The following is a 23,057-nucleotide window of genomic DNA, read 5'->3' as shown; positions in this document are numbered from 1 at the left end:
CGGGCACCCGTTCATGAAAACGCCGCTCACAATCAGGAGCGAAAACAATGACCACAGCTATGACCGCTGGGCACACCACTATTGACTTCAAGCATCAGGCTCGCCGCTTGCGGCAAGCTTTGAGCGAGGAAGGTATCACCATCAGCCACGGCAAGGCGCTCGATCTCGTGGCCCGCCAGTCGGGCACGCGCGACTGGAACACACTTGCCGCCACCGGCAGCAAGGCGGATGCCGCGCCGGTTGCCGCTCAGGACGACACTGCACCCTATCGTGTCGGCCAGCGCACCTCCGGCATGTTTCACACCACGCCCTTCGACGCGCGTATCATCGGCGTCGAGGAAACCATCAAGCCCGACCTGTGGCGGATCACATTGCAGTTCGACCCGGCGATCGATGTCGCCGTTTCCCCGAACCTGTCGATGCGACGCAGACGCTTTACGATTGTTGTCGGCGGCGACGGAAAATCCCGCCGCCTGACCGGCAGCGAGAGTGGCGGCGTGGTGTTGAACGTCCAATAATTGCGGATGCGGCATTTGCAGCGCATGATTCAGAAAGGTTGACGCGCTTTTCCGACAGGATTATGCGCATCAATCAATAGTCGAACCATCCGAACCCCCTTAAAACTGTCTGGATGGTTCGATAAATCCGCCGGAGGTTGCGACCTATTGGGCAGTTTGGGCCTGAAAACGTTGACTCTCGGCAATGCTGATGTAAACCAGTTCGCACTATAGCTAATACCCAACCGACAGGTTCAGGACATGGATAAGTTCACCAAGCTCACCGGCGTCGCCGCTCCCCTGCCGATCGTCAACATCGACACGGATATGATCATTCCGAAGGATTACCTGAAGACGATCAAGCGCACGGGCCTGAGCAAGGGTTTGTTTGCGGAAATGCGCTTCAATGAAGACGGTTCCGAAAACGCTGATTTCGTTCTGAACAAGCCCGGCTATCGCAACGCCCAGATTCTGGTGGCTGGCGATAATTTCGGCTGCGGCTCCTCGCGCGAGCATGCTCCTTGGGCTCTGCTCGATTTTGGCATCCGTTGCGTGATTTCGACCTCCTTCGCCGACATCTTCTATAATAACTGCTTCAAGAACGGCATTCTGCCGATCAAGGTCAGCCAGGAAGATCTCGACAAGCTGATGGACGACGCTTCGCGCGGCGCTAATGCAACCCTCACTGTCGATCTCGAAGCAAAGGAAATCCATGGCCCGGACGGCGGCACGATTTCCTTCGACCTCGACGACTTCAAGCGCCACTGCCTGCTCAACGGTCTGGACGATATCGGCCTGACCATGGAAAAGGCAAAGAGCATCGACACGTTCGAAGCCAAGCGCGCCGAACTGCGTCCCTGGGCCTGATGACACAGAATACATTTTACGCGGTCTCCAAGCCCGGTGGCCTGAGCCATTGAATAGGACACGATTGGCTGGAATGGCCCGAGAAGATCAAAGCGGCGACTGGGCGGGACGTTTCTCGCCCTCGCTGGACGAAGTTGAATCCATCGCGATTGAAGCTCTTGCGCATCTGCCGCAGGAGTTTCGTGCGTTGTGCGGCGATATCATCATACAGATCGCCGATTTTCCCGACGACCAGATCATCGAAGATATGGGGCTGGATACGCCGTTCGACCTGCTCGGACTTTTTGAAGGTCGCGGCATTGGCGAACGTTTCAGCCTGCAGACCGGCGATGGTCCGAACCGCATCACGCTCTATCGTCGCGCTATTTTGGATTACTGGTCTGAAAATCAGGAGACGCTGGGCGATATCATCACCCATGTGCTTATCCATGAGATTGGCCATCACTTTGGCCTGTCGGATGACGACATGGAAGCAATCGAAGCCCAGGCAGAATAGTACCCAGCGCATATCAATTGAAAAAGGCGCCCTTGTCGGGCACCTTTTTGTTTGGTGTCAAGCAACGCTCAGGCGGACGTCGATATTGCCGCGCGTGGCATGCGAATATGGGCAAACGATGTGAGCGGCCTGCACCAGCTCTTCCGCTTTTGCCTTTTCGACACCCGGAAGCGACACTTCAAGCGCAACATCGAGACCGAAACCGGTGCCGTCTTCGCGCGGGCCGATGCCAACAGTTGCTGTGACCGTGCTGTCGGCAGCAATGGCGACCTTTTCCTTTGAAGCAACAAATTTCAATGCGCCAAGAAAGCATGCAGCATAGCCGGACGCAAAAAGTTGCTCGGGATTGGTACCCTCTCCGCCCTGACCGCCAAGCTCCTTCGGCGTGTCGAGCACGACACTCAAGCGGCCGTCTGCGGTTCTGGCGTTGCCGGTACGTCCGCCGGTTGCTGTGGACTGAGTGGTATAGAGAATAGCCATTCGATTTCTCCTTCGGTGATAACTTGTCTCCGAAGACAAGCTATCGGATATTAAATTGCGCGCAATCTAATTTTGCAAAATCATTTTTCACAATTAAATGATGCGCAATGCAATTGCGTATAATTTATGGTATGAAAGCTATGCACGGGAACGGCGCTCGAAGGAATTGGTGCATGACACAGGACTCTTTTCTCAAACTATCAAACATGTTCTGCTTTGCGATCTATTCGACCGCAAATGCGCTGACGCGCGCATACCAGCCGATTCTGAGCAAACTGGACCTGACCTATCCGCAGTTTCTGGCGATGCTGGTGCTGTGGGAAAAGGACGACCAGACGGTTTCCGAAATCGGTGCAAAGCTCAATCTCGATTCAGGGACACTGACACCGCTCCTGAAACGGCTTGAAACGGCAGGCCGCATCACGCGCCGCCGCGATCCACAAGACGAACGGCAAGTGCGCATTACACTCACCGACGAAGGCCTTAAGTTACGGGAAGCGGCGGAATCTGTACCGGATCAGATTTTCTGTGCGCTCGACCGGCCAGTCGATGAACTCAATGAATTGCGCTCTCGCCTGCTCGACATTCGCGGCAATCTTGCCGAGAGCGTGGGGCGGTAGAGGTCATTGCGAAAATGTGGATTTGAACCTCACCCGAAGCAAGGATTTCTGGACCTTGCCCATAGCGTTTCTGGGCAGTTCTTCCAGCAACACCAGTTTCTTGGGCCTCTTGAAATTGGCAAGGGACGCTGAAACTGTTTGGGCAATCAGTTCCAGATCAGGAGCGACGCCCGGCTGAGCAACGATAATTCCAAGCACGGCTTCGCCGAAATCCGAATGGGGAACGCCCACAACGGCGCTTTCGACAACGCCGGGCTGCGCATCGAGAAGCAGTTCTATTTCTTTTGGGTAGACGTTTAGCCCGCCCGAGATAATCAAGTCCTTGGCTCTGCCGACAATATGTACGTAACCATTGGCATCCAGCTTTCCGATATCGCCCGTGATGAAGAAGCCATTCTTCCGCAACTCCGCTTCGGTCTTCTCAGGCATCCGCCAATAACCTGCGAAGACACCGGGACCGCGCACCTCGATCATTCCGGCCTCGCCCTTCGACAAAGGTTCGCCCGTTTCGGGGTCGGTGATTATCAGTTCCACACCCGGCAGCGGCAGACCCACGGTTCCGGCACGGCGCTCTCCATTGTATGGATTGGATGCCGTTATGTTCGTTTCGGTCATACCGTAACGTTCGAGAATTCGGTGACCTGTACGTTTTTCAAACGCATCGAACGTCTCCGAACGCAATGGCGCCGAACCCGATATGAATAGTCGCATGCCCGCAACTGCATCACGCGTCAGCCGGTCATCGTTGAGTAGACGATCATAGAACGTTGGCACGCCCATCATCGATGTGGCTTCAGGCAGCATTTCGAACACCTGGTCCAGATCGAACTTCGGCAGGAACAGCATCGCACCGCCAGCCAGCAGCATGACGTTGCAGGCGATAAACAGCCCATGTATGTGGGATAAAGGCAAAGCATGCAGCAAGACATCGTCGCTCGTAAAGTGCCACAACTGCTTCAATGCCTGCGCGTTCGACAGCAGATTGGCATGGGTGAGCATTGCCCCTTTCGAACGGCCGGTCGTGCCGGATGTATAGAGTATAGCAGCCACGTCATTGGGCATACGATCCGCAACCGAGAACTGTCTTGGTTGCCGCCTCGCCTCTTCCATGAGAGTGCCGCTCCCATCCGCATCGAGCGTAAAGATCGCCAGATTGGGCTTTCGGATCGCATCCTGCATTGAAGACGCCGTCGCGGAACTGCAAACGATCCCGCGAACGTCTCCATCGTCGATGTAATAGACCAGCTCGGTAAGCGTATAAGCCGTGTTCAGAGGGACAAGCACAATGCCCGTCATGATGCAGGCAGCATAAAGCCCCAGCGCTTCAAAGCTTTTGTCAGCCTGCACAATAAGCCGGTCTCCTGGCTTCAAACCCTTCTGGGTGAGCGCATGGGCCTGAGAACTCGCCAGTTTGAAAAACTCACGATAGGTGATGGACTTGCTGTCCAACCCTTTCAGGAAAAGGCAATCATCATTGAAGTGGGGACTCAGTAGATAGTCGTACAAATAATTGGGCATGAATACCTGCCGCGTAAATATTTAATTTAACTATATTGACATAAATAAATACAGCAGGCCATCCATATTTATTACGATCTGTTGTTTCTGAAATAATGGAAAATTACTACAAAGAATATAAATTCAATCGTTGTTCTCTGAGTGAGCACAGCGTCCAAAAAGGCAGAGTGTTCGCCCGCATTCTACCCACACAGAAAATGCGAAAGCGCCGGTTTCCCGGCGCTTTCGCATTTCTTAAAAGGACAATTTCTATCAGGCAGCCAGTGCCTTCGGCTTGATCAGGCCGCGAGCGACCAGCAGTTCGGCAATCTGGATCGTGTTGAGCGCTGCACCCTTGCGCAGATTGTCAGAAACGATCCACATGGCCAGACCGTTTTCGACCGTGATGTCTTCACGGATACGGCTGATATAGGTCGCGTCTTCGCCAGCGGATTCATATGGCGTGATGTAGCCGCCGTCTTCGCGCTTGTCGATAACCTGGCAACCCGGCGCTTCGCGCAGGATTTCGCGGGCTTCTTCCGGCGAAAGCGGGTTTTCGAATTCGATATTCACAGCTTCCGAATGACCGATGAAGACCGGAACGCGCACTGCGGTCGCCGTCAGCTTGATCTTCGGATCGAGCATCTTTTTGGTTTCGGCCACCATCTTCCATTCTTCCTTGGTGTAGCCGTCTTCCATGAAGACATCGATATGCGGGATCACGTTGAACGCGATGCGCTTGGTGAACTTCTTCGCCGTGACGGGATCAGCCACGAAAACAGCCCGCGACTGTTCGAACAGTTCATCCATGCCTTCCTTGCCCGCGCCGGAAACCGACTGGTAAGTCGCAACGACGACGCGCTTGATCTTGGCGGCGTCATGCAGCGGCTTCAAAGCCACAACGAGCTGCGCGGTCGAGCAGTTCGGGTTGGCAATGATGTTCTTCTTGGTGAAGCCCTCGATGGCATCCGGGTTTACTTCCGGTACGATCAGCGGCACATCCATGTCATAACGCCATGCCGACGAGTTATCGATGACGACGCAGCCCTGCTTGCCGATCTTCGGCGACCATTCCTTCGAAATCGTGCCGCCGGCAGACATCAGGCAAATGTCCGTATCGGAAAAATCGTAAGTGTCGAGCGCGCGAACTTTCAGCGTCTTGTCGCCGTAGGATACTTCCGTGCCCTGGCTGCGGCGCGATGCAAGCGCCACAACTTCATCGGCTGGAAAACCACGTTCTTCGAGAATATTGAGCATTTCGCGCCCGACATTTCCGGTGGCGCCGACAACTGCTACCTTGAAACCCATTTTTCGTCTCCTGTCCCTCTCCGCTTCCAGATCCGGAACCCCGCAGGCCACGCGGGTTATCCGTCCCCGGGCCAGACCCGGGGAGAGGGCGAGCAGGCCAAGGGATCAGACCGTTTTCGTGGTCGTTTTAGTGATGGCCGTGAGTTTTTTGGTAATCGAAGGCATGCGCGCTGCCCCGGCAAAAATGCCGGCAGTCCCATACGAAACTGACGCTACGTTAACGCGATCCACGCGAGTTCTCCTTCGTTCGGGATTGCTTTTACGCGCTTTATGAATGGAGTCAATTCTCCGCCGCCGCCGCCCTGAATTTTTTTGCGTCGCAAGTAACCACGTCCGGCGTCAAGCTGTCCTTTTTGTCTCATACTAAAGACTACTGCCCGAATCTCCTTTTTAGGTTCATCATAAAATCGTGAGGAGAGCGCCCTCTTGTTGGGAGACAAGTCGGCGCGTCGGACCGGCTTGCATTTGTATGGCAAATGAAGCGCGGTCTTGTATTGCCCATCAGGGGCTCTGTTTGGGAGGACAGATTTATGGCAGTCTCGTCAAGTGCCGACGTCGGCACGCAGAAAATGACGGGCGAAGAACGCAAAGTCATCTTTGCATCGTCGCTTGGTACCGTTTTTGAATGGTACGACTTTTATCTTTACGGAACGCTCGCTTCCTTTATCGGCGCGGCGTTTTTCAACGAATATCCCGAAGCAACGCGCAATATCTTCGTCTTGCTGGCCTTTGCGGCAGGCTTTCTGGTGCGTCCGTTCGGAGCGCTCGTCTTTGGTCGCCTGGGCGATCTCGTCGGACGCAAATACACCTTCCTCGTCACCATCGTCATCATGGGCGCATCGACCTTTCTGGTCGGCCTTCTGCCCGGCTCGTCCACACTCGGCATTCTGGCTCCAATTGTCCTGATCGCGCTGCGTATGCTGCAGGGTCTCGCGCTCGGCGGCGAATATGGGGGTGCAGCGACATATGTGGCAGAACACGCGCCGAACAATCGTCGCGGCTTCTTCACCTCGTGGATTCAGACCACTGCAACGCTCGGCCTGTTCCTGTCGCTGCTGGTGATCCTCGGCATCCAGACGGTCATGAGCAAGGAAGCGTTTGCGGCCTGGGGCTGGCGTATTCCTTTCCTCGTCTCGATCCTTCTGCTCGGCATTTCCGTCTGGATCCGCATGCAGATGAGCGAGTCGCCTGCGTTCAAGCGCATGAAGGAAGAAGGCAAGACCTCAAAGGCGCCGCTTTCCGAAGCTTTCGGTCAGTGGAAAAATGCCAAGATCGCGCTTATCGCGCTGTTCGGCCTCACTGCCGGTCAGGCCGTGGTGTGGTATTGCGGCCAGTTCTATGCGCTGTTCTTCCTGCAGAACGTTCTGAAGGTGGAAAACCAGTCGGCCAATATCATGGTGGCCATTGCCCTTCTGATCGGCACCGGCTTCTTCGTTTTCTGGGGCTGGCTGTCGGACAAGATCGGGCGCAAGCCAATCATCATGGCCGGCCTGCTTCTGGCTGCGGTGACCTACTTCCCGCTGTTCAAGGCCCTGACCAATGCCGCTAATCCGGCACTCGCTCAGGCCGAACAGACCATCAAGGCTACTGTTACTGCAGCGCCTGGCGACTGTAACTTCCAGTTCAACGCCACGGGCACGTCCAAGTTCACCAGCTCCTGCGATGTCGCGACCAGCTTCCTCGCAAAAAGTTCGGTGCCTTATGAAGTCGTGCAGACCGCTGCGGCTGGCACGCCTGCAACCGTTACCATCGGCGATGCAACGATCACATCCTTCGACGCTGTTCAGGCGGGAGCGGGTGCAGCGGCCAAGCAGGCTGAACTTGCCCACGGCGTGAACCTCGCTCTTCAGAAGGCAGGCTTCCCGCTGGTTCGCGATGCTGCGAAAGTGCCGGACAGCAAGCTTGATGGATTCCTTGCCGCCAATCCGGAACTTCAGCTCAATGCCGATGCTGTCCGCGCTGGCGACAAAGCGATGGTTTCTGCCGCCGATCTGGTCAAGCAGAAGCTTTTGACCCAGACGGAGGCCGAAGGTCTCGGCGTCAGCACCGATCAGGCTGTCTACACCATTCCGAATGCAGGCGCATTCAAGATGGTGGCCGACCCTGCCAAGGTGAACTGGGTCATGACGATTGCGATCCTGACCATCCTCGTCATCTATGTGACGATGGTTTACGGCCCAATCGCTGCGATCCTGGTTGAAATGTTCCCGACCCGCATTCGTTACACCGGCATGTCGCTGCCTTATCATATCGGCAACGGCTGGTTCGGCGGTCTGCTTCCGGCTGGCGTGTTCGCACTCAGCGCGGCCAAGGGCGACATCTACTATGGCCTCTGGTATCCGATCGTCATCGCCTCCATCACCTTCGTGATCGGCATGATCTTCGTGAAGGAAACCAAGGGCGTCGATCTGCACAAGCTCGACTAATCCTGTATCAACGACAATGCGAAACGCCGCCCTTTAGGGGCGGCGTTTTAGAGCATTTCCAGCAAAAGTGCGTAGCGCCTACGCGGGGATATCAGTCCACTGGACTGATTTCTAATCCCGCTTCGATGCGTCGGATAATGCGTAATAACAAATAGATAGAGCGGTTCCACGATTCCGTTTTAACCGGAACCGCTCTAGCGTCTGCACGCAGAATTTCAGCGATATTGCGCTTCGATTTCGATCAGTTTCTGCTTGCGCCAGAGACCGCCGCCGTAGCCGGTCAGCGACCCGTCGGCACCGATCACCCGATGACACGGGATGATAATGGCAATCTGGTTGGCACCATTGGCCCGCGCAACAGCCCGGACGGCGAGCGGCTTGTCGATAGCCTGCGCAAGCTCGCTATAGCTGCGCGTTTCCCCTGCCCCAATTGTCTGGAGCCCACGCCACACGGCCTGCGTAAATGCGCTGCCATGTAACACCATCGGCAAATCGAAAGTCGGCGACCGCCCCTCAAAGAAGGCGTTCAGCTGTCGCTCGACCAGATCATGCGTGCCGAAGCGACCAATGCCGATATCGCCGCGGCAGGTGGCATAAAGTTTCTTCAACTCTGTCGAAAGCGCCTTGCGGTCTGCAAATTCCAGCAGATGCAGGTTCTTCGCATCGCAAATGGCGATCATCGTTCCGAGTGGCGACTTGATCCAGTCGGCGCGCAACAGACCGTCACCGCGCAGTTTTCCGGGAGGAAGACCTAGAATACGGGCAAAGGCGCTGCGAAACGCTTCCGGCGATTCAAAGCCCGCATCAATCTGCGCGTCGATGACCCGGCCTCCGTCAGCCAATGCCTGAAAACCATGGCGCAAACGCTCCTGCCGCGCCATTTCCAGAAATGTCATGCCGAAATGTCGCCGGAAACTGCGCCGCACCGTGGAGAGATCAAGCCCCATCCGCACGACATCGTCTTCGCTCCAGCGTCGTTCGGGATCGGCTTCCAGAGCGTCGAGCAATCTCTTGATGGAAGGCTCTGCTTCTGCTGCGGGCTGCAATGGATGGCATCTTTTGCAGGCGCGAAAGCCATCCGCCATGCATTCGGCTACCGTAGCGAAAAAGCGGCAGTTTTCCCGGCGCGGTTTCCGCGCAGGGCACGTCAGGCGGCAGAAAATGCCGGTCGAGACGACACCGACATAGGCCCTGCCCTCATATGAGGCATCACGGGCCAACAGCGCGTCGTAAAGTTTGTCTTGGTTTGGGAGCGTGAACAACATGACACGCATTCTTATCCATCTATCCGGAAATTACAGCCTCAAATCGGGCATCTATTTTCCAAAAGAAAAGCCCGCTGGGACGATCCAGCGGGCTTTCCCAATTTGCAATTTTTCAGCGGGTGATCAAGCCGAGAGCGCCTTGAACTTGGCGAGGATCGCATCGCCCATTTCGGTGGTACCGACCTTGGTCGTGCCTTCCGACCAGATGTCCGCTGTGCGGATGCCATCGTCGAGAACACCAGCAATCGCAGCTTCCAGACGGTCAGCTTCGGCAACCAGATTGAACGAATAGCGCAGGCACATGGCAAGCGACGCGATCATGGCGATCGGGTTTGCAATGCCTTTGCCAGCGATATCCGGTGCAGAGCCGTGAACCGGCTCGTAAAGCGCCTTGCGCTTTCCGGTCTTGGCGTCGACCGCACCGAGCGAAGCCGATGGCAGCATGCCGAGCGAACCGGTCAGCATGGCAGCGACATCGGACAGCATGTCACCGAACAGGTTATCGGTCACGATGACGTCGAACTGCTTCGGCCAGCGGACGAGCTGCATGCCGCCAGCATCGGCCAGCATGTGTTCCAGTTCCACGTCGGAATGCTTTTCCTTGTGACGCGCGGTGACGACCTGATTCCAGAGCACGCCCGACTTCATCACATTGCGCTTTTCCATCGAGGTGACCTTGTTGCGGCGCGTGCGCGCCAGCTCGAAAGCCACGTCGGCGATGCGTTCGATTTCGTAGGTGTCGTAGACCTGCGTATCGATGCCGCGCTTCTGGCCATTGCCGAGATCGATGATTTCCTTCGGCTCGCCGAAGTAAACGCCGCCGGTCAATTCACGCAGAATCAGAATATCGAGGCCTTCGATCACTTCCGGCTTCAGCGAAGAGGAATGTGCGAGCGCCGGGTAGCAAATGGCCGGACGCAAGTTTGCATAAAGCTGCATGTCCTTGCGCAGACGCAGGAGACCGGCTTCGGGGCGCACTTCATAAGGCACGCTATCCCACTTCGGGCCGCCAACAGCGCCGAACAGCGTGGCATCGGCGGCCAGCGCCTTCTCCATATCGGCATCCGAAATCGCCTGACCATGCGCGTCATAAGCGCAGCCGCCAACCAGACCTTCCTCGGTTTCAAAGCCGAGCTTGAGGTCCGAATTGAGGAAAGCGATGATCTTGCGGACTTCCGCCATGGCCTCGGGACCGATGCCATCGCCGGGCAGGAGAAGAAGTTTTCTGGTTGCCATAATGCCAAGCCTCTGTTTTTCAATGCACAATTACGAAAAACCAGGCGTCTTCCGAAATTGTTTTTCAAAGTTCCGGGAGGGTTATAGAGCCCTGTTGCCTGGCAGGCAACAATCAGCAGGCATGAAACTTATGAAAAAGATCAAGGCTTGTGCAGAAATTAAATAACCAACGGTGGGGGTCAGTCCGTGAGCGTCCGCGCTTCGGATGGCAGCATGATCGGAATGCCGCCACGCACCGGATAGGCAAGCTTTGCCTTGCGCGAAATCAGTTCGCTATGCTCCGCGTCATATTCCAGCGGCCCCTTCGTCAGCGGGCAGACCAGCAGCTCAAGAAGGCGCACATCGATGCTGCCGGTATCGGTCGTTTCATTCACCATCTCATATCCTCCGGATCATTGCAGGCGCGATCCGTAATCATCGTCTTTCACTTTCGCCAGCACCATTTCCGTAATGGCGATCAGCGTCGCGGCGCGCGTCTTGAGGTCGGGCGCTTCCAGCAGCGCCTGTTTTTCCGCAGGGCCAAAGGGCGACATGATCGATAGCGCATTGACGAGCGTTTCGTTTCCGGCGCGCGAAATGCTTTCCCAGTCGGCTTCAAGATTATGCGCTTCCAGATAGTCGCGGAAGGCGCGAAGCAGCGCTTCGCGGTCAATGTCTGCGGTATCGCGCGCCTCTTCCAGATCGGCCAAAAACGGCATGATGCGGCATTGGCGATAGGGTTGGCGGCAATTGACCTCTTCCTTGACGCGGAAACGGCAAATGCCCTGAAGCGTGATCAGCAATCGACCATCACCGGTCTCCGCATAGGTCGTGATACGGCCAAGGCAGCCGACGCTGCTCAGCGGCGGACGCAGGCTTTCATCCAATTCGTTGATGATCTCGTCGTCGTCTTCCTCATCGATCTGTGGCTGGATCATGCCGATGATGCGCTTGCCGGCGAGAGCGCTTTCAATCATCGCCAGATAACGCGGCTCGAATATATTCAGCGGCAATTGGCCGCCGGGCAAAAGCAGTGCACCTTTCAACGGAAATACCGGAACCAGATCCGGTATGTCGGAACCCGTTCTATAGCGGGCATTACCCACTTGCATTGCAACCTCCTTTGGGATGCTCAGCGCAAGGGAGGCGCGCAGCATCCCGACACTCAGATTTCCCGCCCCTCGCTTACGAGAACAACAGCGAAGACAGTTTCCGGCGCGCCGAAAGCGTCGCCGGATCCGTGTTGCCCCATGCTTCGAAGAATTGCAGCAGCTGCATGCGTGCACCGTCTTCGTTCCAGCTGCGATCAGCCTTCATGATGGTCAGCAATTCATTGGCGGCATCCTCGCGACGGCCCTGCGCGTTGCGCACCTGCGCCAGATCGAAACGCGCCTGATAATCCTGCGGATCGGCCTGAAGTCGCTTTTCCAGTTCAACCGGATCACCAATCAGCTTGACCTGATCGGCAAGCGCCAGCTTGGCTTCAAGCGCGCGCACTGATGCGGCATTCTGCTTGTCGGCAGGAACGGTGGCAAGAATTTCGCGCGCCTGTTCCGCATCGCCTGATTCCAGAACGCAGGATGCCAGACCGACAATCGCATCGACATTGTCGGGTGCAGCCTGAAGGATGGAATTGAAAATGTCGCCAGCCTGCACGTAATCGCCGGACTCAAGCAGTTCCTGTGCGGCAGTAACCGCCTCTGCAATCGCGTTTTCCTGATCGCTCGGGCCGCCGATCTTGGCGATGAATTCCTTCACCTTCGATTCCGGCAATGCGCCCATGAAACCGTCGACCGGCTGACCGTTGACGAAAGCGATAACCGCCGGAATGGACTGAATGCCGAGCTGGCCCGGAATGGACGGATGATCGTCAATGTTCATCTTGACCAGCTTGACCGCGCCGCCTGCTTCCTTGACGGCCTTTTCGATGACCGGCGTGAGCTGCTTGCAGGGTCCGCACCAAGGGGCCCAGAAATCGACCAGAACCGGCTGCTGGCGCGATTCTGCCAGAACGTCGGTCTGGAATGCCGCTGTCGTCGTATCCTTGATCAGTTCCGAGCCGCCTGCTGGCGCTGGTGCCGAACCGAAAGAAACATTTGCCATCATCTGGCCGCCCGTATTGGCGTAAGGATTGTTCTGGCTGGTCATGGAATATTCCTCATATCTTCCGGCTCGTTCATGCACCCCGCATCACAGCCGGTGTCGATCTTTCAGTTCGTGCCAATCAATTTGTATCTGTTCGGGCGGATTTCAAGACGCGTAGTCTATACCGTTGCGTGTGCCTTCGCACCTTCTGATACTGCGAGGATACGCGGTTCGTGACCGGTCGATTTCAGGAAGGTGATTAGGTCTTCACGCTGGATCGAGGTGGTCGCCTCATTGGTCAGCGGGTGCCCATTGATGACATCATATTTCATCAGATCTGCATCGATAATGACCTGAACATTGTGATCACGGTCATTGATTGCGCCGAAGACGGTCACCGATCCCGGAATGACGCCCAGATATTCCAGCAGCTTCTCCGGTTTGCCGAACGAAACGCGGCTTGCCGCACCGATCACCTGATGGATCGACTTCAGATCCACCACGGCATCTTCTTCTACTGTCACGAGGAAGAAATTGTCCTTCTTGTCCTTCAGGAACAGGTTTTTGGTGTGGCCGCCGGGAATTTCGCCACGCAAGCCTTGAGAATCCGCAACCGTGAACATAGGCGGGTGTTCAACGGTCGTCACCTCGATACCGAGATTTTGCAGATGATCGAGAAGCTCCTTCGGCGACAAAGCCATGATTCCACCCATTTCTATTCGATATTCAAATTGTTCCGTAGAGGCTTATAGACCAAGCGCTCGATAGCTGTAACCATCCGAATGGAACTTTGGACAATCTCCGGAAAACGACATTTTATTGTAATTTCCCTGTTGCATTCCGAAAAGCCTTAGTCCATATACCGCCTGCCTGACGGAAACGACTTCCTTCGGAAGCGCTTCAGGTCGAAACTGGCGCGAGCGGGTGTAGCTCAGGGGTAGAGCACAACCTTGCCAAGGTTGGGGTCGAGGGTTCGAATCCCTTCGCCCGCTCCAGTTTCCAGCAAGGCACCATCAAAATCCCGGCTTTGTCCGGGATTTTTGCTTTTCTGGGATTTTTTCCAACAGATTCACCGCCCGCTAGCAATACTGAGCTTGCGCTCAGTTGCCGACAAATTCGAACTTGTCCACGTCCACCAGACCGCGATCCGTGATTTTCAGGTGTGGAATCACCGGCAGCGCGACAAAGGCCAGTTGCAAGAACGGTTCTTCGAGAACCGAGCCCAGCTCTTCGGCTGCATGGCGCAGCTTGCGCAATTCCTCGCGCACCACCTCATAGGGCTGGTCGCTCATCAGCCCGGCGATGGGCAAAGGCAGCTCGGCCAGCACCTTGCCATCGCGAACCACCACGAAACCGCCTTCGATCTCGCTAAGCCGGTTGGCGGCGACAGCAATATCTTCGTCCGATGTGCCAACGACACAGATATTGTGGCTGTCATGGCTGACCGTCGACGCAATGGCTCCTGCTTTCAACCCAAAACCATGCACAAAACCGGTAGCAATATTCCCATTCTTGCCATGACGCTCGACCACCGCGATTTTTACAACATCCTGTTCCAGATCGGGTTCAACGCCCTTCGGCCCGACTTTCAGTTCGAATTCGAGGCTTTCGGTGATGATCTTGCCGGGAATGATGCCGATGGCGCGCGTCTTGCCGCTGTTGGAATGCGAACGAAAATTGGCCGCACTGACGCGCTGCGCCTTAACGCTGTTGCGCCCCACTTCGGCGATTGTCTTGCGCTGGGCAAACAGGTCTTCCGAAACCACTCGCCCTGCCGAGAGGACAATCTCGGCGTGACAACCTTCCAGACTATCCACGATCACGAGATCGGCGCGCTGTCCCGGTGCCACCAGCCCGCGATCGAACAGGCCGAAAGCGCGGGCTGCAGAAACACTGGCCGCGCGATAGATGGCCAAAGGCGACACGCCACCGGCAATGGCGGTGCGGATCAGATAATCCAGATGACCCTGATCGGCGATATCGAGCGGATTGCGGTCGTCAGTGCAAAGCGCCAGAAACTGAGCATGACGCTCGGTGATGATCGGCATCAGCGCCTTGAGGTCTTTGGAGACAGAGCCTTCTCGGACCAGAACATGCATGCCCTTGCGCATCTTTTCGAGCGCTTCTTCGGCGCTTGTCGCCTCGTGTTCGGTGCGAATGCCGACGGAAATGTAGCCGTTCAGATCCTTGCCGCGCAGCAGCGGTGCATGACCGTCGATGTGTCGCCCCTGAAATGCGTTGAGCTTGGCCATGCATTCGGGGTCCTTGGCCAGAACACCGGGGAAATTCATGAACTCGGCCAGACCGATCACCTTTGGATGATCCGCGAAGGGTAGAAGATCGCCGATCAGCAGTTCCGCACCTGCCGTTTCCATATGGGTGGCGGGCACGCAGCTCGACAGCTGAACGCGAATGTCCATCACGGTTTCCAGCGCGCTGTCGAGGAAGTATTTGATACCTTCCGCGCCCAGAACATTGGCGATTTCATGCGGGTCGCAGATCACCGTCGTCACGCCTTGTGGCAACACGCAGCGATCGAATTCATGCGGTGTGATATGCGAGGATTCGATATGCAGATGCGTATCGATAAAGCCCGGAACAACAATGCGTCCCGTAATGTCGATTTCCTGCTTGCCTTGATAGGTTCCGAACGTGCCGACAATGCGATCGCCACAGATCGCAATATCGCTTTCCACGAGTTCGCCGGTTACCAGATCGAGGAAGCGGCCACCCTTCAGCACGATATCGGCAGGCGCGCGGCCCACGCCCTGATCGATCATCCGTTCCAGCATCTCGTACTCCGTTCGCACCTGAATCAATTGAAAGAGGTTATCATAATGCAAGACGCGGCGGTAAGGTCGCCCTTCCGCCGCGTCTGCGATAACAATACCGCGTTGTCAGCGGCGATATTCCATCATGCGGCTGCGGCTCAAAACCAGTTCGAGACGATTTTCGTCGAGCTGGTGCAGACAGACGCGTCGCGCCCACGGGCCGTCTTGCAGCGTGAAGAGCGCGCGCCCATTGCCCATGTCTTCCAGCGGTATGGCGCGGCGTGTGGGACCGATGCCCCATATCACATGCCCGTCCCTGATGTCGAAACTGGCACCATAGGCCGATGCCTGCCAGTGGCCATCCAGTTCTCTTCCGGCAGGCGTCACCGATGCCGGTTTCAGGCGGCAAGGAGCATAGCCGATTTCACCTTCTAGCACCTCGCCCGTCCAGCGCAGCTTGACCGGCGACGACGCGGAAAGCGACGAGAACCAGCCATCGCCAACGCTGTAGAGCGTTTCCTGAGCATCAAGGCAATTGGCGACACCGTTGCGCATTTCCAGCCATAGCGGCCCGGTCTCGGCGATGTACAATCCGTCGGGGATCGTGCAATCGGTATCGGGCAGCTGCAAGCTATAGAGGGCGACCATACAGTCGCGCGCAATCTTATAAGTGTCGGCGTCCTCGCGGTTGGACACAACAACCATGCCGCTTTTCGCAACCGGATCGAGCAGAAAATAGCTCTTGTACCCGGGATGCGAACCGCCGTGTCCGACAAATGCCTTGCCGTCGATCCCATTCCAGCGCAGGCCGAGACCATAGCCCGTCGGGCGTCCGTTCGAGAGGGTGCGTTCCGCAGACAGTTTTGCGAGCAATCCCTTGTAGGCGCCCTCGCCCTCCAGAAGCGCCTGCGCCCAGATGGTCAAGGCCATGCCACTGCCGACTAGACAGCCCGAAGCGGAAAGATGCAAGCCAGCAGCGCTCAATTGCCATCTATCGTCCGAATGCCAGTAACCCGGCGCCAGTCCCTTGATAGGATCGTTCCAGAGGTCAGGCGCGTCGATGGAAAGGCCAAGCGGCGCCGAGATTTCTGACTGTATGAAATCGCGGAAGCGCAAACCCTTGCGCTCCAGCGCGGCTTCAACAAGCCGATAGCCGGTGTTGGAATAGGAGATTTCGCTACCCGCTTCAAAATTGAGCCGCGTCAGCGAAGCGAGAAAATCGAGAAGCTGGTTCGCTTCGGTCTGGGTGTAGACGGAAAGACCAAGCAATGTCAGGCATTCGCGCGCATCGGGCAAACCGCCAGTCATGTCGAGCGCGCGGCCCACAGTCACATCGGCCAGTGGACTTTGCAGCTCCGGCAGATGATCACCGAGGCGATCATCGAGGCTTATGACATCGCTATGGCTGAGAACCATGGCGCAGAACAAATGCTTGGTGATGGATGCGTAGCGCACGACCGTATTGGCCGTAAAGGGAACTCCCGTTGCGAGACTTTCCAGGCCGCCCGCATAAGCGAATTTGACCCCGTCCAGATCAAAACCGATAATCACACCGCCGGGCTCATCCTTCGCCCAGCTTCTCGAATAGACCTTCGCAGCCTGTGAGCCAGCGTTCCAGTCCGCATGCATTGGCATAAAATCTCCGTCAGACAGCTCTTGCATTTCAACGCTCCATGCATGCGCAATTCCCCCGCCGCCGAGCTGTTCCACGATCCCGGATGCCGAATGTTCACTGTCTCAAGAAACATTGCGGCAGCATTCCATGGGATAATGGCCGACCGCAGATAAATGGGATTCTCTTGTCCACGCAAGACCGCCACACTGTACGGTGTGAGACACATGTTGCAGAAAACTCGTTTGCAATTTGCCGTCTGCGGGTCCACTACGCCCTTGAACTGAATGATCAGCGTGAAGGAAAACTCCCAACATGGCGACAGAACAATTGATTCCGGTATTCGATGGGCACAATGACGTTCTGCTGCGCCTGTGGTCTTCCAACAAGCCCGCGCCTGAAAAGCGCTTCCTCGAAGGCGAAGATGTTGGACATATCGACCTGCCCCGCGCCCGCAGGGGCGGTCTCGGCGGCGGACTATGCGCGGTCTATGTTCCGTCCCCCTCCCATGCGCTGGATAGTGACGGCAATCTGCCGACGCCGAGCCAGCCGGACGCCATGAAGGCGACGCTGGGCATGGCGGCTATCCTGCAAAATATCGCGCGCAAGTCGGAAGGACAGGTTCGCATCTGCCGGACGGCTGCGGACATTCGCGATGCTTTCGCCAAGGGCATCTTTGCTTCTGTCTTTCATATTGAAGGGGTGGAAGCTTTCGATGAAAGCCTCGACGCGCTTTATGTGCTGCATGCGGCGGGCCTCCGAACACTCGGCCCGGTCTGGAGCCGCCCCAATATTTTTGCCCATGGCATCCCGTTCCGCTTTCCTTCGTCGCCGGATATCGGACCGGGCCTGACTGATCACGGCAAAGCGCTCATCCGCACCTGCAATGAATTGAAGATCATGATCGATCTTTCCCATATGAATGAAAAAGGGTTCTGGGATATCGCAGCGCTGTCCGATGCGCCGCTGGTGGCATCGCATTCCAACGCCCATACGCTTTGCCAGCAGAGCCGCAATCTCACAGACCGGCAGCTTGACGCCATTCGCGACACTGGCGGCCTTGTCGGCCTGAATTTCGGCGTCGGCTTTCTGCGCGAAGATGGCAGGCGCGACCCAAATACCGATCTGAACGAACTGGTGCGCCATGCTGACTATATCGTCAATCGCATCGGCATCGACCATCTTGCACTGGGTTCGGACTTCGACGGCACGACGATCTCTAACAGACTGCACAGCGTCGCCGACCTTCCGCGCGTGATCGAGACCTTCCGCGCCCATGGTTATGACGATGCATCCATCGTCAAACTGGCTCATGGAAACTGGATCAATGTGCTTGAACGCACATGGGGCGCATAAGTCCCGAACAGTCCTGTAAACCCCAACACCGTATAAAGGAGGCCTTCTACGCCTCCTTTCTTTTTTCACTCAAGTCAGCCGCGGTGGTCTCCGCTACTGTTCCGCCCTCCTTCTATCATCGGCATCAAGCCTGTAGATAATCCACAGCCCTTCACAATTTTTCGCGAGGCTTTCGATTTTTTTCTTTTTTAGAGCTACTATTTTCGGGTTTACTCTGGCATTGGGAAAATCGAAGGTTGATCCTTCACGAAAAATTGCATTCATATAAGCGCTAGATAAAAACAGGGTTGCGCAAACCGGATACGCCGGGATCGGCCACGCCAGAATGCAGCCAATCAGCATGAGGAGGAAACATGCTTACCCGTCTGATCTCGACTTCCGCGCTCACAGGCGTTCTTGCTCTTTGCATCGGTTCGCAGGCATCTGCCCAGACCGAATTGTCCTGGTGGCACGGCATGACCGGCGCCAATAACGAAATGATCAACGAACTCACCAAGGAGTTCAATGAAAGCCAGAGCGATTACAAGATCGTTCCGGTCTATAAGGGCAGCTACCCTGAAACGTTGAACGCCGGCATCGCTGCGTTCCGTTCCAAGCAGCCGCCGGCAATCCTTCAGGTTTTCGACGCTGGCAGCGGCGTGATGATGGGTGCAGAAGGCGCCGTGGTTCCAGCCGCCGAAGTGCTGGAAAAGGGTGGCTTCAAGTTCGACAAGTCGCAATATCTGCCGGGTATCGTGGCTTATTACTCCAAGCCGGACGGCACCATGCTGTCCTTCCCGTATAATTCCTCATCGCCGATCCTCTATTACAACAAGGATGCCTTCAAGAAGGCAGGCCTGGATGAAAACAACCCGCCAAAAACCTGGCCGGAAGTGTTTGAAGCCGCCAAGAAGATCAAGACGAGCGGTGCTGCCCCGTGCGGCTTCACCTCGACCTGGCTGACCTGGATTCAGACCGAAAACTTCGCAGCCTGGAACAATGTGCCCTATGGCACCAACGAAAACGGTCTCGGCGGCACCGATGTGAAGCTGGAAATCAATTCACCGCTTTACATCCAGCATTTCCAGTCGATTGCCGATCTCGCCAAGGATGGCGCATTCCGCTACGGCGGACGCACGTCGGAAGCAAAGCAGCTCTTCACCTCGGGCGAATGCGCCATGCTGACGGAATCATCCGGCGGTCTCGGCGATGTGGTCAAATCCGGCATCAATTACGGCATCGGCCAGTTGCCTTATTATGAAGGTCATGGGCCACAGAACACCATCCCCGGCGGTGCGGCGCTATGGGTTTTCGCTGGTCTCAGCGACGACCAGTACAAGGGCATTGCGCAGTTCTTCAACTTCCTGTCGCAGACCAAAATTCAGGTCAAGCTGCACGAGAAGTCCGGCTATCTGCCGGTAACGCTGGCTGCTTATGAAGAAACCAAGAAGTCGGATTTCTATGAAAAGAATCCGGGCCGCGAAACGCCGATCCTTCAGATGATGGGCAAGGCTCCGACCGAGAACTCCAAGGGCGTACGCCTCGTCAACCTGCCGCAGGTGCGTGACATCCTGAACGAGGAGTTCGAAGCCATGCTTGGCGGCAAGCAGGACGCGAAGACCGCGCTTGAAAACGCCGTCAAACGCGGCAACGAAGCGATTGCAGCCGCGCAATAAGTTTTAAATCAAGCAATGCCGCCTGCTCATGATTGAGCGGGCGGCTTTGTTTCCTGCAAGGAAATCGCCCGTGCAGAAAGTCACGTTCCCCAACAAGATCTTACCCTATTTGCTGCTGGCGCCGCAGATCGCGCTGACGCTGGTGTTCTTCTTCTGGCCGGCCAGTCAGGCCATCTATCAGTCCTTCATGCGTGAAGACGCGTTCGGCCTGAAATCCACCTTCGTGGGACTGGCAAATTTCAGCGCGGTTCTCTCGGACCCGAACTATCTGCATTCCTTTAGGGTCACGATTGTCTTCAACGTCCTGACCGCACTTCTTGCCATGGGTGCCGCCTTGTTGCTGGCGACTGCGGCTGACCGCGTCATACGCGGCAAGACCCTTTATCGTACATTGCTGATCTGGCCCTATGCGGTGGCGCCTGCCGTCGCCGGTATGCTGTGGCTGTTCATGTTCAACCCGGCTATGGGCACGCTTGCCTATATATTGCGTCGCAATGGCGTTGCTTGGGATCCGCTTCTCGACGGCAATCAGGCCATGGGCCTCGTTGTTTTCGCCGCTGCATGGAAACAGATTTCCTACAATTTCCTGTTTTTTGTCGCAGGCTTGCAGGCAATTCCTAAGTCGTTGATCGAAGCGGCAGCCATCGACGGCGCGCGCGGAGCGCGGCGCTTCTGGACCATCGTGTTTCCGCTGCTGGCCCCAACCTCTTTCTTCCTGCTGGTGGTCAACACGACTTATGCCTTTTTCGACACGTTCGGCATCATCCACGCCGTCACAGGGGGCGGTCCTGCCAAGGCCACGGAAACGCTGGTCTACAAGGTTTATAATGACGGCTTCGTCAATCTGAACCTCGGCTCGTCGTCCGCCCAGTCGGTCATCCTGATGGCCATCGTCATCGCCCTGACTGCTTTCCAGTTCCGCTTCGTCGAGAAGCGCGTACATTATTCGTAAGCGAGGCGGTCATGATCGAAAAACGCCCCATCTCCAATCTGATTGGCCATCTGATCCTGATCATCGGGATCATCATCGTCGCCTTTCCGATTTATTACACCTTCGTCGCCTCGACGATGAGTTCTTCGGAAATCATCCGTCCGCCGATCTCTCTCCTGCCCGGCAATCACCTTGTCGAGAACTATAACGACGCCATATTCGGCGGCGTGGAGCGCGTTGTCGGCGTCAGCCTTGAAAGGCTGCTGTGGAACTCGTTCGTCGTCGCGATGGCGATTGCCATCGGCAAGATCATCATCTCGTTCATGTCGGCTTTTGCGATTGTCTTCTTCCGCTTTCCGCTGCGCATGTTCTTCTTCTGGATGATTTTTGTGACGCTGATGCTGCCGGTCGAAGTGCGCATCCTGCCGACCTACAAGGTCATCGTCGATCTCGGCATGATCGATACATATGCAGGGCTGACACTGCCTCTGATGGCATCGGCGACCGCGACATTCCTGTTCCGGCAGTTCTTTCTCACCATTCCAGGAGAACTGGTCGAAGCCGCTCGTATCGACAATGCAGGGCCGTTCCGGTTCATGCGCGATATTCTCCTGCCGCTGTCGAAAACGAATATCGCGGCGCTTTTCGTCATTCTCTTCATTTACGGATGGACCCAGTATCTCTGGCCGCTGCTCGTGACCAATGACGCGAAAATGAACACCATCATCATCGGCCTGCGCCGCATGGTCGATTGGGCCGACGCTTCCACCCCGTGGAACTATGTCATGGTAACGGCAATTCTGGCCATCATCCCGCCGATCCTCGTTGTCGTGCTGATGCAGCGCTGGTTCGTCAAAGGTCTCGTGGAAACGGAAAAATAATGAGCAAGATCGTTCTTGATAATGTCCGCAAGAGCTATGGCGGCAATATTGAAGTCATCAAAGGCGTTTCACTGGATATTCAGGATGGCGAATTTGTCGTTCTCGTCGGCCCGTCCGGCTGCGGCAAGTCCACGCTTCTGCGCATGATTGCAGGACTGGAAGGCATCACCGGCGGCACGATTGCCATTGGCGACCGAGTGGTCAACGATGTCGAACCAGCTGAGCGCGACATCGCCATGGTGTTCCAGAACTATGCGCTCTACCCGCATATGACTGTGCGCGACAACCTCGCCTATGGCTTGAGAAACCGCAAAACGCCGAAAGACGAGATCGAACACCGGATCGCCAAGGCTGCCAAGGCGCTGGAGATCGAGCAGTTTCTGGACCGCAAGCCGCGCCAGCTTTCGGGCGGGCAGCGCCAGCGTGTCGCCATGGGCCGCGCCATTGTGCGCGAACCGGCGGCATTCCTGTTCGATGAACCGCTGTCTAATCTCGATGCCAAGTTGCGGGTGCAGATGCGCGTCGAGATCAAGCGTCTGCAGCGCTCGCTCGGCACGACTAGTGTCTATGTGACCCATGACCAGATGGAAGCCATGACCATGGCTGACCGTCTCGTGGTGCTGAATGCCGGGAATATCGAGCAGGTTGGCACGCCCATTGAGCTTTACGAGAAGCCTGCCTCGACCTTCGTTGCGACCTTCATCGGTTCGCCGTCGATGAACTTGCTGGAAAGCGGCGTAAGCACGCTCTGGCAGCCGGGCAGCGCCATTAGCGTCCCGTCGAGCAGTTTCACGCTCGGGGTACGTCCGGAAGACATGCGCATCATCGAAGCGGGGGAACCGGCAGCAGACGGTTTCAACGCCGATGTGCGCATCGACGCGATTGAGCTGGTCGGCGCGGAAAGCTTTATCCATGGTTCGCTTTCCGATGGAAAACCGCTGGTCTTCCGCGTAGCCGGACGCTCGGGTCACGCAATCGATGAAGTCGTGAAGGTCGGCGCTTCGGCCCAGAACGTGCATCTTTTCGATGCGAATGGCCGCCGTATCGGTGACTGATTGGAACAGTCTTGCGCTCTGCAACCAGAGCGCAAGACGA

The 23,057-nt window shown here is 56.4% G+C and carries 22 protein-coding genes and 1 tRNA gene; 11 read left to right on the top strand and 12 right to left on the bottom strand.

Going from position 1 to position 23,057, the window contains the following annotated elements; translation table 11 throughout:
• Window positions 1–47: 47 nt before the first annotated feature.
• The 3 genes from JAU75_RS10985 (at window position 48) to JAU75_RS10975 (ending at window position 1,860) form a co-directional block, all read left to right on the top strand.
• Window positions 48–518: a glyoxalase superfamily protein gene (locus tag JAU75_RS10985; RefSeq protein ID WP_199056560.1), complete on the top strand. Its 471-nt coding sequence runs from the start codon at window positions 48–50 to the stop codon at window positions 516–518.
• A 240-nt stretch (window positions 519–758) separates the two neighbouring features.
• Window positions 759–1,364 carry a 3-isopropylmalate dehydratase small subunit gene (gene leuD, locus JAU75_RS10980; protein WP_199056559.1) on the top strand — a complete coding sequence of 202 codons (606 nt, stop codon included), beginning with the start codon at window positions 759–761 and terminating at the stop codon, window positions 1,362–1,364.
• A gap of 73 nt (window positions 1,365–1,437) precedes the next feature.
• On the top strand, window positions 1,438–1,860 hold the full coding sequence (locus JAU75_RS10975; protein WP_199056558.1) for a metallopeptidase family protein: 423 nt from the start codon (window positions 1,438–1,440) through the stop codon (window positions 1,858–1,860).
• Window positions 1,861–1,917: 57 nt separating this feature from the next.
• Here the strand turns inward: JAU75_RS10975 and JAU75_RS10970 are convergent, their stop codons facing one another.
• Window positions 1,918–2,340, bottom strand: coding sequence for an organic hydroperoxide resistance protein (locus JAU75_RS10970; RefSeq protein ID WP_199056557.1), 423 nt, complete (start codon window positions 2,338–2,340; stop codon window positions 1,918–1,920).
• Window positions 2,341–2,513: 173 nt separating this feature from the next.
• On the opposite strand from JAU75_RS10970, the gene JAU75_RS10965 reads away from it, so the two are divergent.
• Complete coding sequence (locus JAU75_RS10965) at window positions 2,514–2,960, top strand: MarR family transcriptional regulator (protein ID WP_199056556.1); 447 nt, start codon at window positions 2,514–2,516, stop codon at window positions 2,958–2,960.
• Between the two features lie 3 nt (window positions 2,961–2,963).
• Here JAU75_RS10965 and JAU75_RS10960 read toward each other — a convergent pair whose 3' ends face one another.
• Both JAU75_RS10960 and JAU75_RS10955 read right to left on the bottom strand, forming a co-directional pair.
• Window positions 2,964–4,478, bottom strand: a complete 1,515-nt coding sequence (locus tag JAU75_RS10960; protein ID WP_199056555.1) for a malonyl-CoA synthase — start codon at window positions 4,476–4,478, stop codon at window positions 2,964–2,966.
• A 252-nt stretch (window positions 4,479–4,730) separates the two neighbouring features.
• Window positions 4,731–5,765 (bottom strand): aspartate-semialdehyde dehydrogenase, encoded by a 1,035-nt coding sequence (locus tag JAU75_RS10955; protein ID WP_199056554.1) that lies wholly within the window; start codon window positions 5,763–5,765, stop codon window positions 4,731–4,733.
• 530 nt (window positions 5,766–6,295) lie between these two features.
• On the opposite strand from JAU75_RS10955, the gene JAU75_RS10950 reads away from it, so the two are divergent.
• A complete protein-coding gene (locus JAU75_RS10950; protein WP_199056553.1) occupies window positions 6,296–8,191 on the top strand; it encodes an MFS transporter in 1,896 nt (631 codons plus the stop codon).
• A gap of 215 nt (window positions 8,192–8,406) precedes the next feature.
• On the opposite strand, the gene JAU75_RS10945 is transcribed toward JAU75_RS10950, so the two are convergent.
• The 6 genes from JAU75_RS10945 to JAU75_RS10920 all read right to left on the bottom strand — a co-directional run bounded on the left by JAU75_RS10945 (window position 8,407) and on the right by JAU75_RS10920 (window position 13,457).
• Entirely contained in the window at window positions 8,407–9,456 is a 1,050-nt protein-coding gene (locus tag JAU75_RS10945; RefSeq protein ID WP_199056552.1) for a trifunctional transcriptional activator/DNA repair protein Ada/methylated-DNA--[protein]-cysteine S-methyltransferase, read from the bottom strand.
• Between the two features lie 123 nt (window positions 9,457–9,579).
• Window positions 9,580–10,692 (bottom strand): 3-isopropylmalate dehydrogenase, encoded by a 1,113-nt coding sequence (gene leuB / locus JAU75_RS10940; protein ID WP_199056551.1) that lies wholly within the window; start codon window positions 10,690–10,692, stop codon window positions 9,580–9,582.
• A gap of 179 nt (window positions 10,693–10,871) precedes the next feature.
• Window positions 10,872–11,069, bottom strand: coding sequence for a Trm112 family protein (locus JAU75_RS10935; protein ID WP_210339264.1), 198 nt, complete (start codon window positions 11,067–11,069; stop codon window positions 10,872–10,874).
• A gap of 15 nt (window positions 11,070–11,084) precedes the next feature.
• Complete coding sequence (locus tag JAU75_RS10930) at window positions 11,085–11,783, bottom strand: LON peptidase substrate-binding domain-containing protein (RefSeq protein ID WP_199056550.1); 699 nt, start codon at window positions 11,781–11,783, stop codon at window positions 11,085–11,087.
• A gap of 73 nt (window positions 11,784–11,856) precedes the next feature.
• Window positions 11,857–12,819 carry a thioredoxin gene (gene trxA, locus JAU75_RS10925; protein WP_199056549.1) on the bottom strand — a complete coding sequence of 321 codons (963 nt, stop codon included), beginning with the start codon at window positions 12,817–12,819 and terminating at the stop codon, window positions 11,857–11,859.
• 116 nt (window positions 12,820–12,935) lie between these two features.
• Window positions 12,936–13,457: a prolyl-tRNA synthetase associated domain-containing protein gene (locus tag JAU75_RS10920; protein ID WP_199056548.1), complete on the bottom strand. Its 522-nt coding sequence runs from the start codon at window positions 13,455–13,457 to the stop codon at window positions 12,936–12,938.
• Window positions 13,458–13,676: 219 nt separating this feature from the next.
• On the opposite strand from JAU75_RS10920, the gene JAU75_RS10915 reads away from it, so the two are divergent.
• Window positions 13,677–13,751 (top strand) — tRNA-Gly (locus tag JAU75_RS10915).
• Window positions 13,752–13,856: 105 nt separating this feature from the next.
• Here the strand turns inward: JAU75_RS10915 and ade are convergent.
• The gene (ade, locus tag JAU75_RS10910; protein ID WP_247880451.1) at window positions 13,857–15,548 is read right to left on the bottom strand and encodes an adenine deaminase; all 1,692 of its coding nucleotides are present in this window, start codon (window positions 15,546–15,548) and stop codon (window positions 13,857–13,859) included.
• Window positions 15,549–15,653: 105 nt separating this feature from the next.
• On the bottom strand, window positions 15,654–17,162 hold the full coding sequence (locus JAU75_RS10905; RefSeq protein WP_199056547.1) for a serine hydrolase domain-containing protein: 1,509 nt from the start codon (window positions 17,160–17,162) through the stop codon (window positions 15,654–15,656).
• Between the two features lie 292 nt (window positions 17,163–17,454).
• Between JAU75_RS10905 and JAU75_RS10900 the strand changes: the two genes are divergently transcribed.
• Complete coding sequence (locus JAU75_RS10900) at window positions 17,455–18,495, top strand: dipeptidase (protein WP_199056546.1); 1,041 nt, start codon at window positions 17,455–17,457, stop codon at window positions 18,493–18,495.
• A gap of 93 nt (window positions 18,496–18,588) precedes the next feature.
• Here the strand turns inward: JAU75_RS10900 and JAU75_RS10895 are convergent, their stop codons facing one another.
• Window positions 18,589–18,837, bottom strand: coding sequence for a hypothetical protein (locus tag JAU75_RS10895; RefSeq protein ID WP_199056545.1), 249 nt, complete (start codon window positions 18,835–18,837; stop codon window positions 18,589–18,591).
• A gap of 11 nt (window positions 18,838–18,848) precedes the next feature.
• Between JAU75_RS10895 and ugpB the strand changes: the two genes are divergently transcribed.
• The 4 genes from ugpB to JAU75_RS10875 all read left to right on the top strand — a co-directional run bounded on the left by ugpB (window position 18,849) and on the right by JAU75_RS10875 (window position 23,017).
• Window positions 18,849–20,150, top strand: coding sequence for a sn-glycerol-3-phosphate ABC transporter substrate-binding protein UgpB (gene ugpB / locus JAU75_RS10890; RefSeq protein WP_199056544.1), 1,302 nt, complete (start codon window positions 18,849–18,851; stop codon window positions 20,148–20,150).
• Between the two features lie 70 nt (window positions 20,151–20,220).
• A complete protein-coding gene (ugpA, locus tag JAU75_RS10885; RefSeq protein WP_199056543.1) occupies window positions 20,221–21,102 on the top strand; it encodes a sn-glycerol-3-phosphate ABC transporter permease UgpA in 882 nt (293 codons plus the stop codon).
• Window positions 21,103–21,113: 11 nt separating this feature from the next.
• Complete coding sequence (gene ugpE / locus JAU75_RS10880) at window positions 21,114–21,962, top strand: sn-glycerol-3-phosphate ABC transporter permease UgpE (RefSeq protein ID WP_199056542.1); 849 nt, start codon at window positions 21,114–21,116, stop codon at window positions 21,960–21,962.
• Window positions 21,962–23,017, top strand: coding sequence for a sn-glycerol-3-phosphate import ATP-binding protein UgpC (locus JAU75_RS10875; RefSeq protein ID WP_199056541.1), 1,056 nt, complete (start codon window positions 21,962–21,964; stop codon window positions 23,015–23,017). Before ugpE ends, JAU75_RS10875 begins: the two co-directional genes overlap by 1 nt.
• Window positions 23,018–23,057: the final 40 nt, after the last annotated feature.

Origin of the sequence: Ochrobactrum sp. Q0168 (genome assembly GCF_016427605.1) — a bacterium.
Classification (GTDB): Bacteria; Pseudomonadota; Alphaproteobacteria; order Rhizobiales; family Rhizobiaceae; genus Brucella.
Note: the sequence above shows the minus strand (reverse complement) of the source record. Positions and strands in the feature narration are given on the sequence as shown.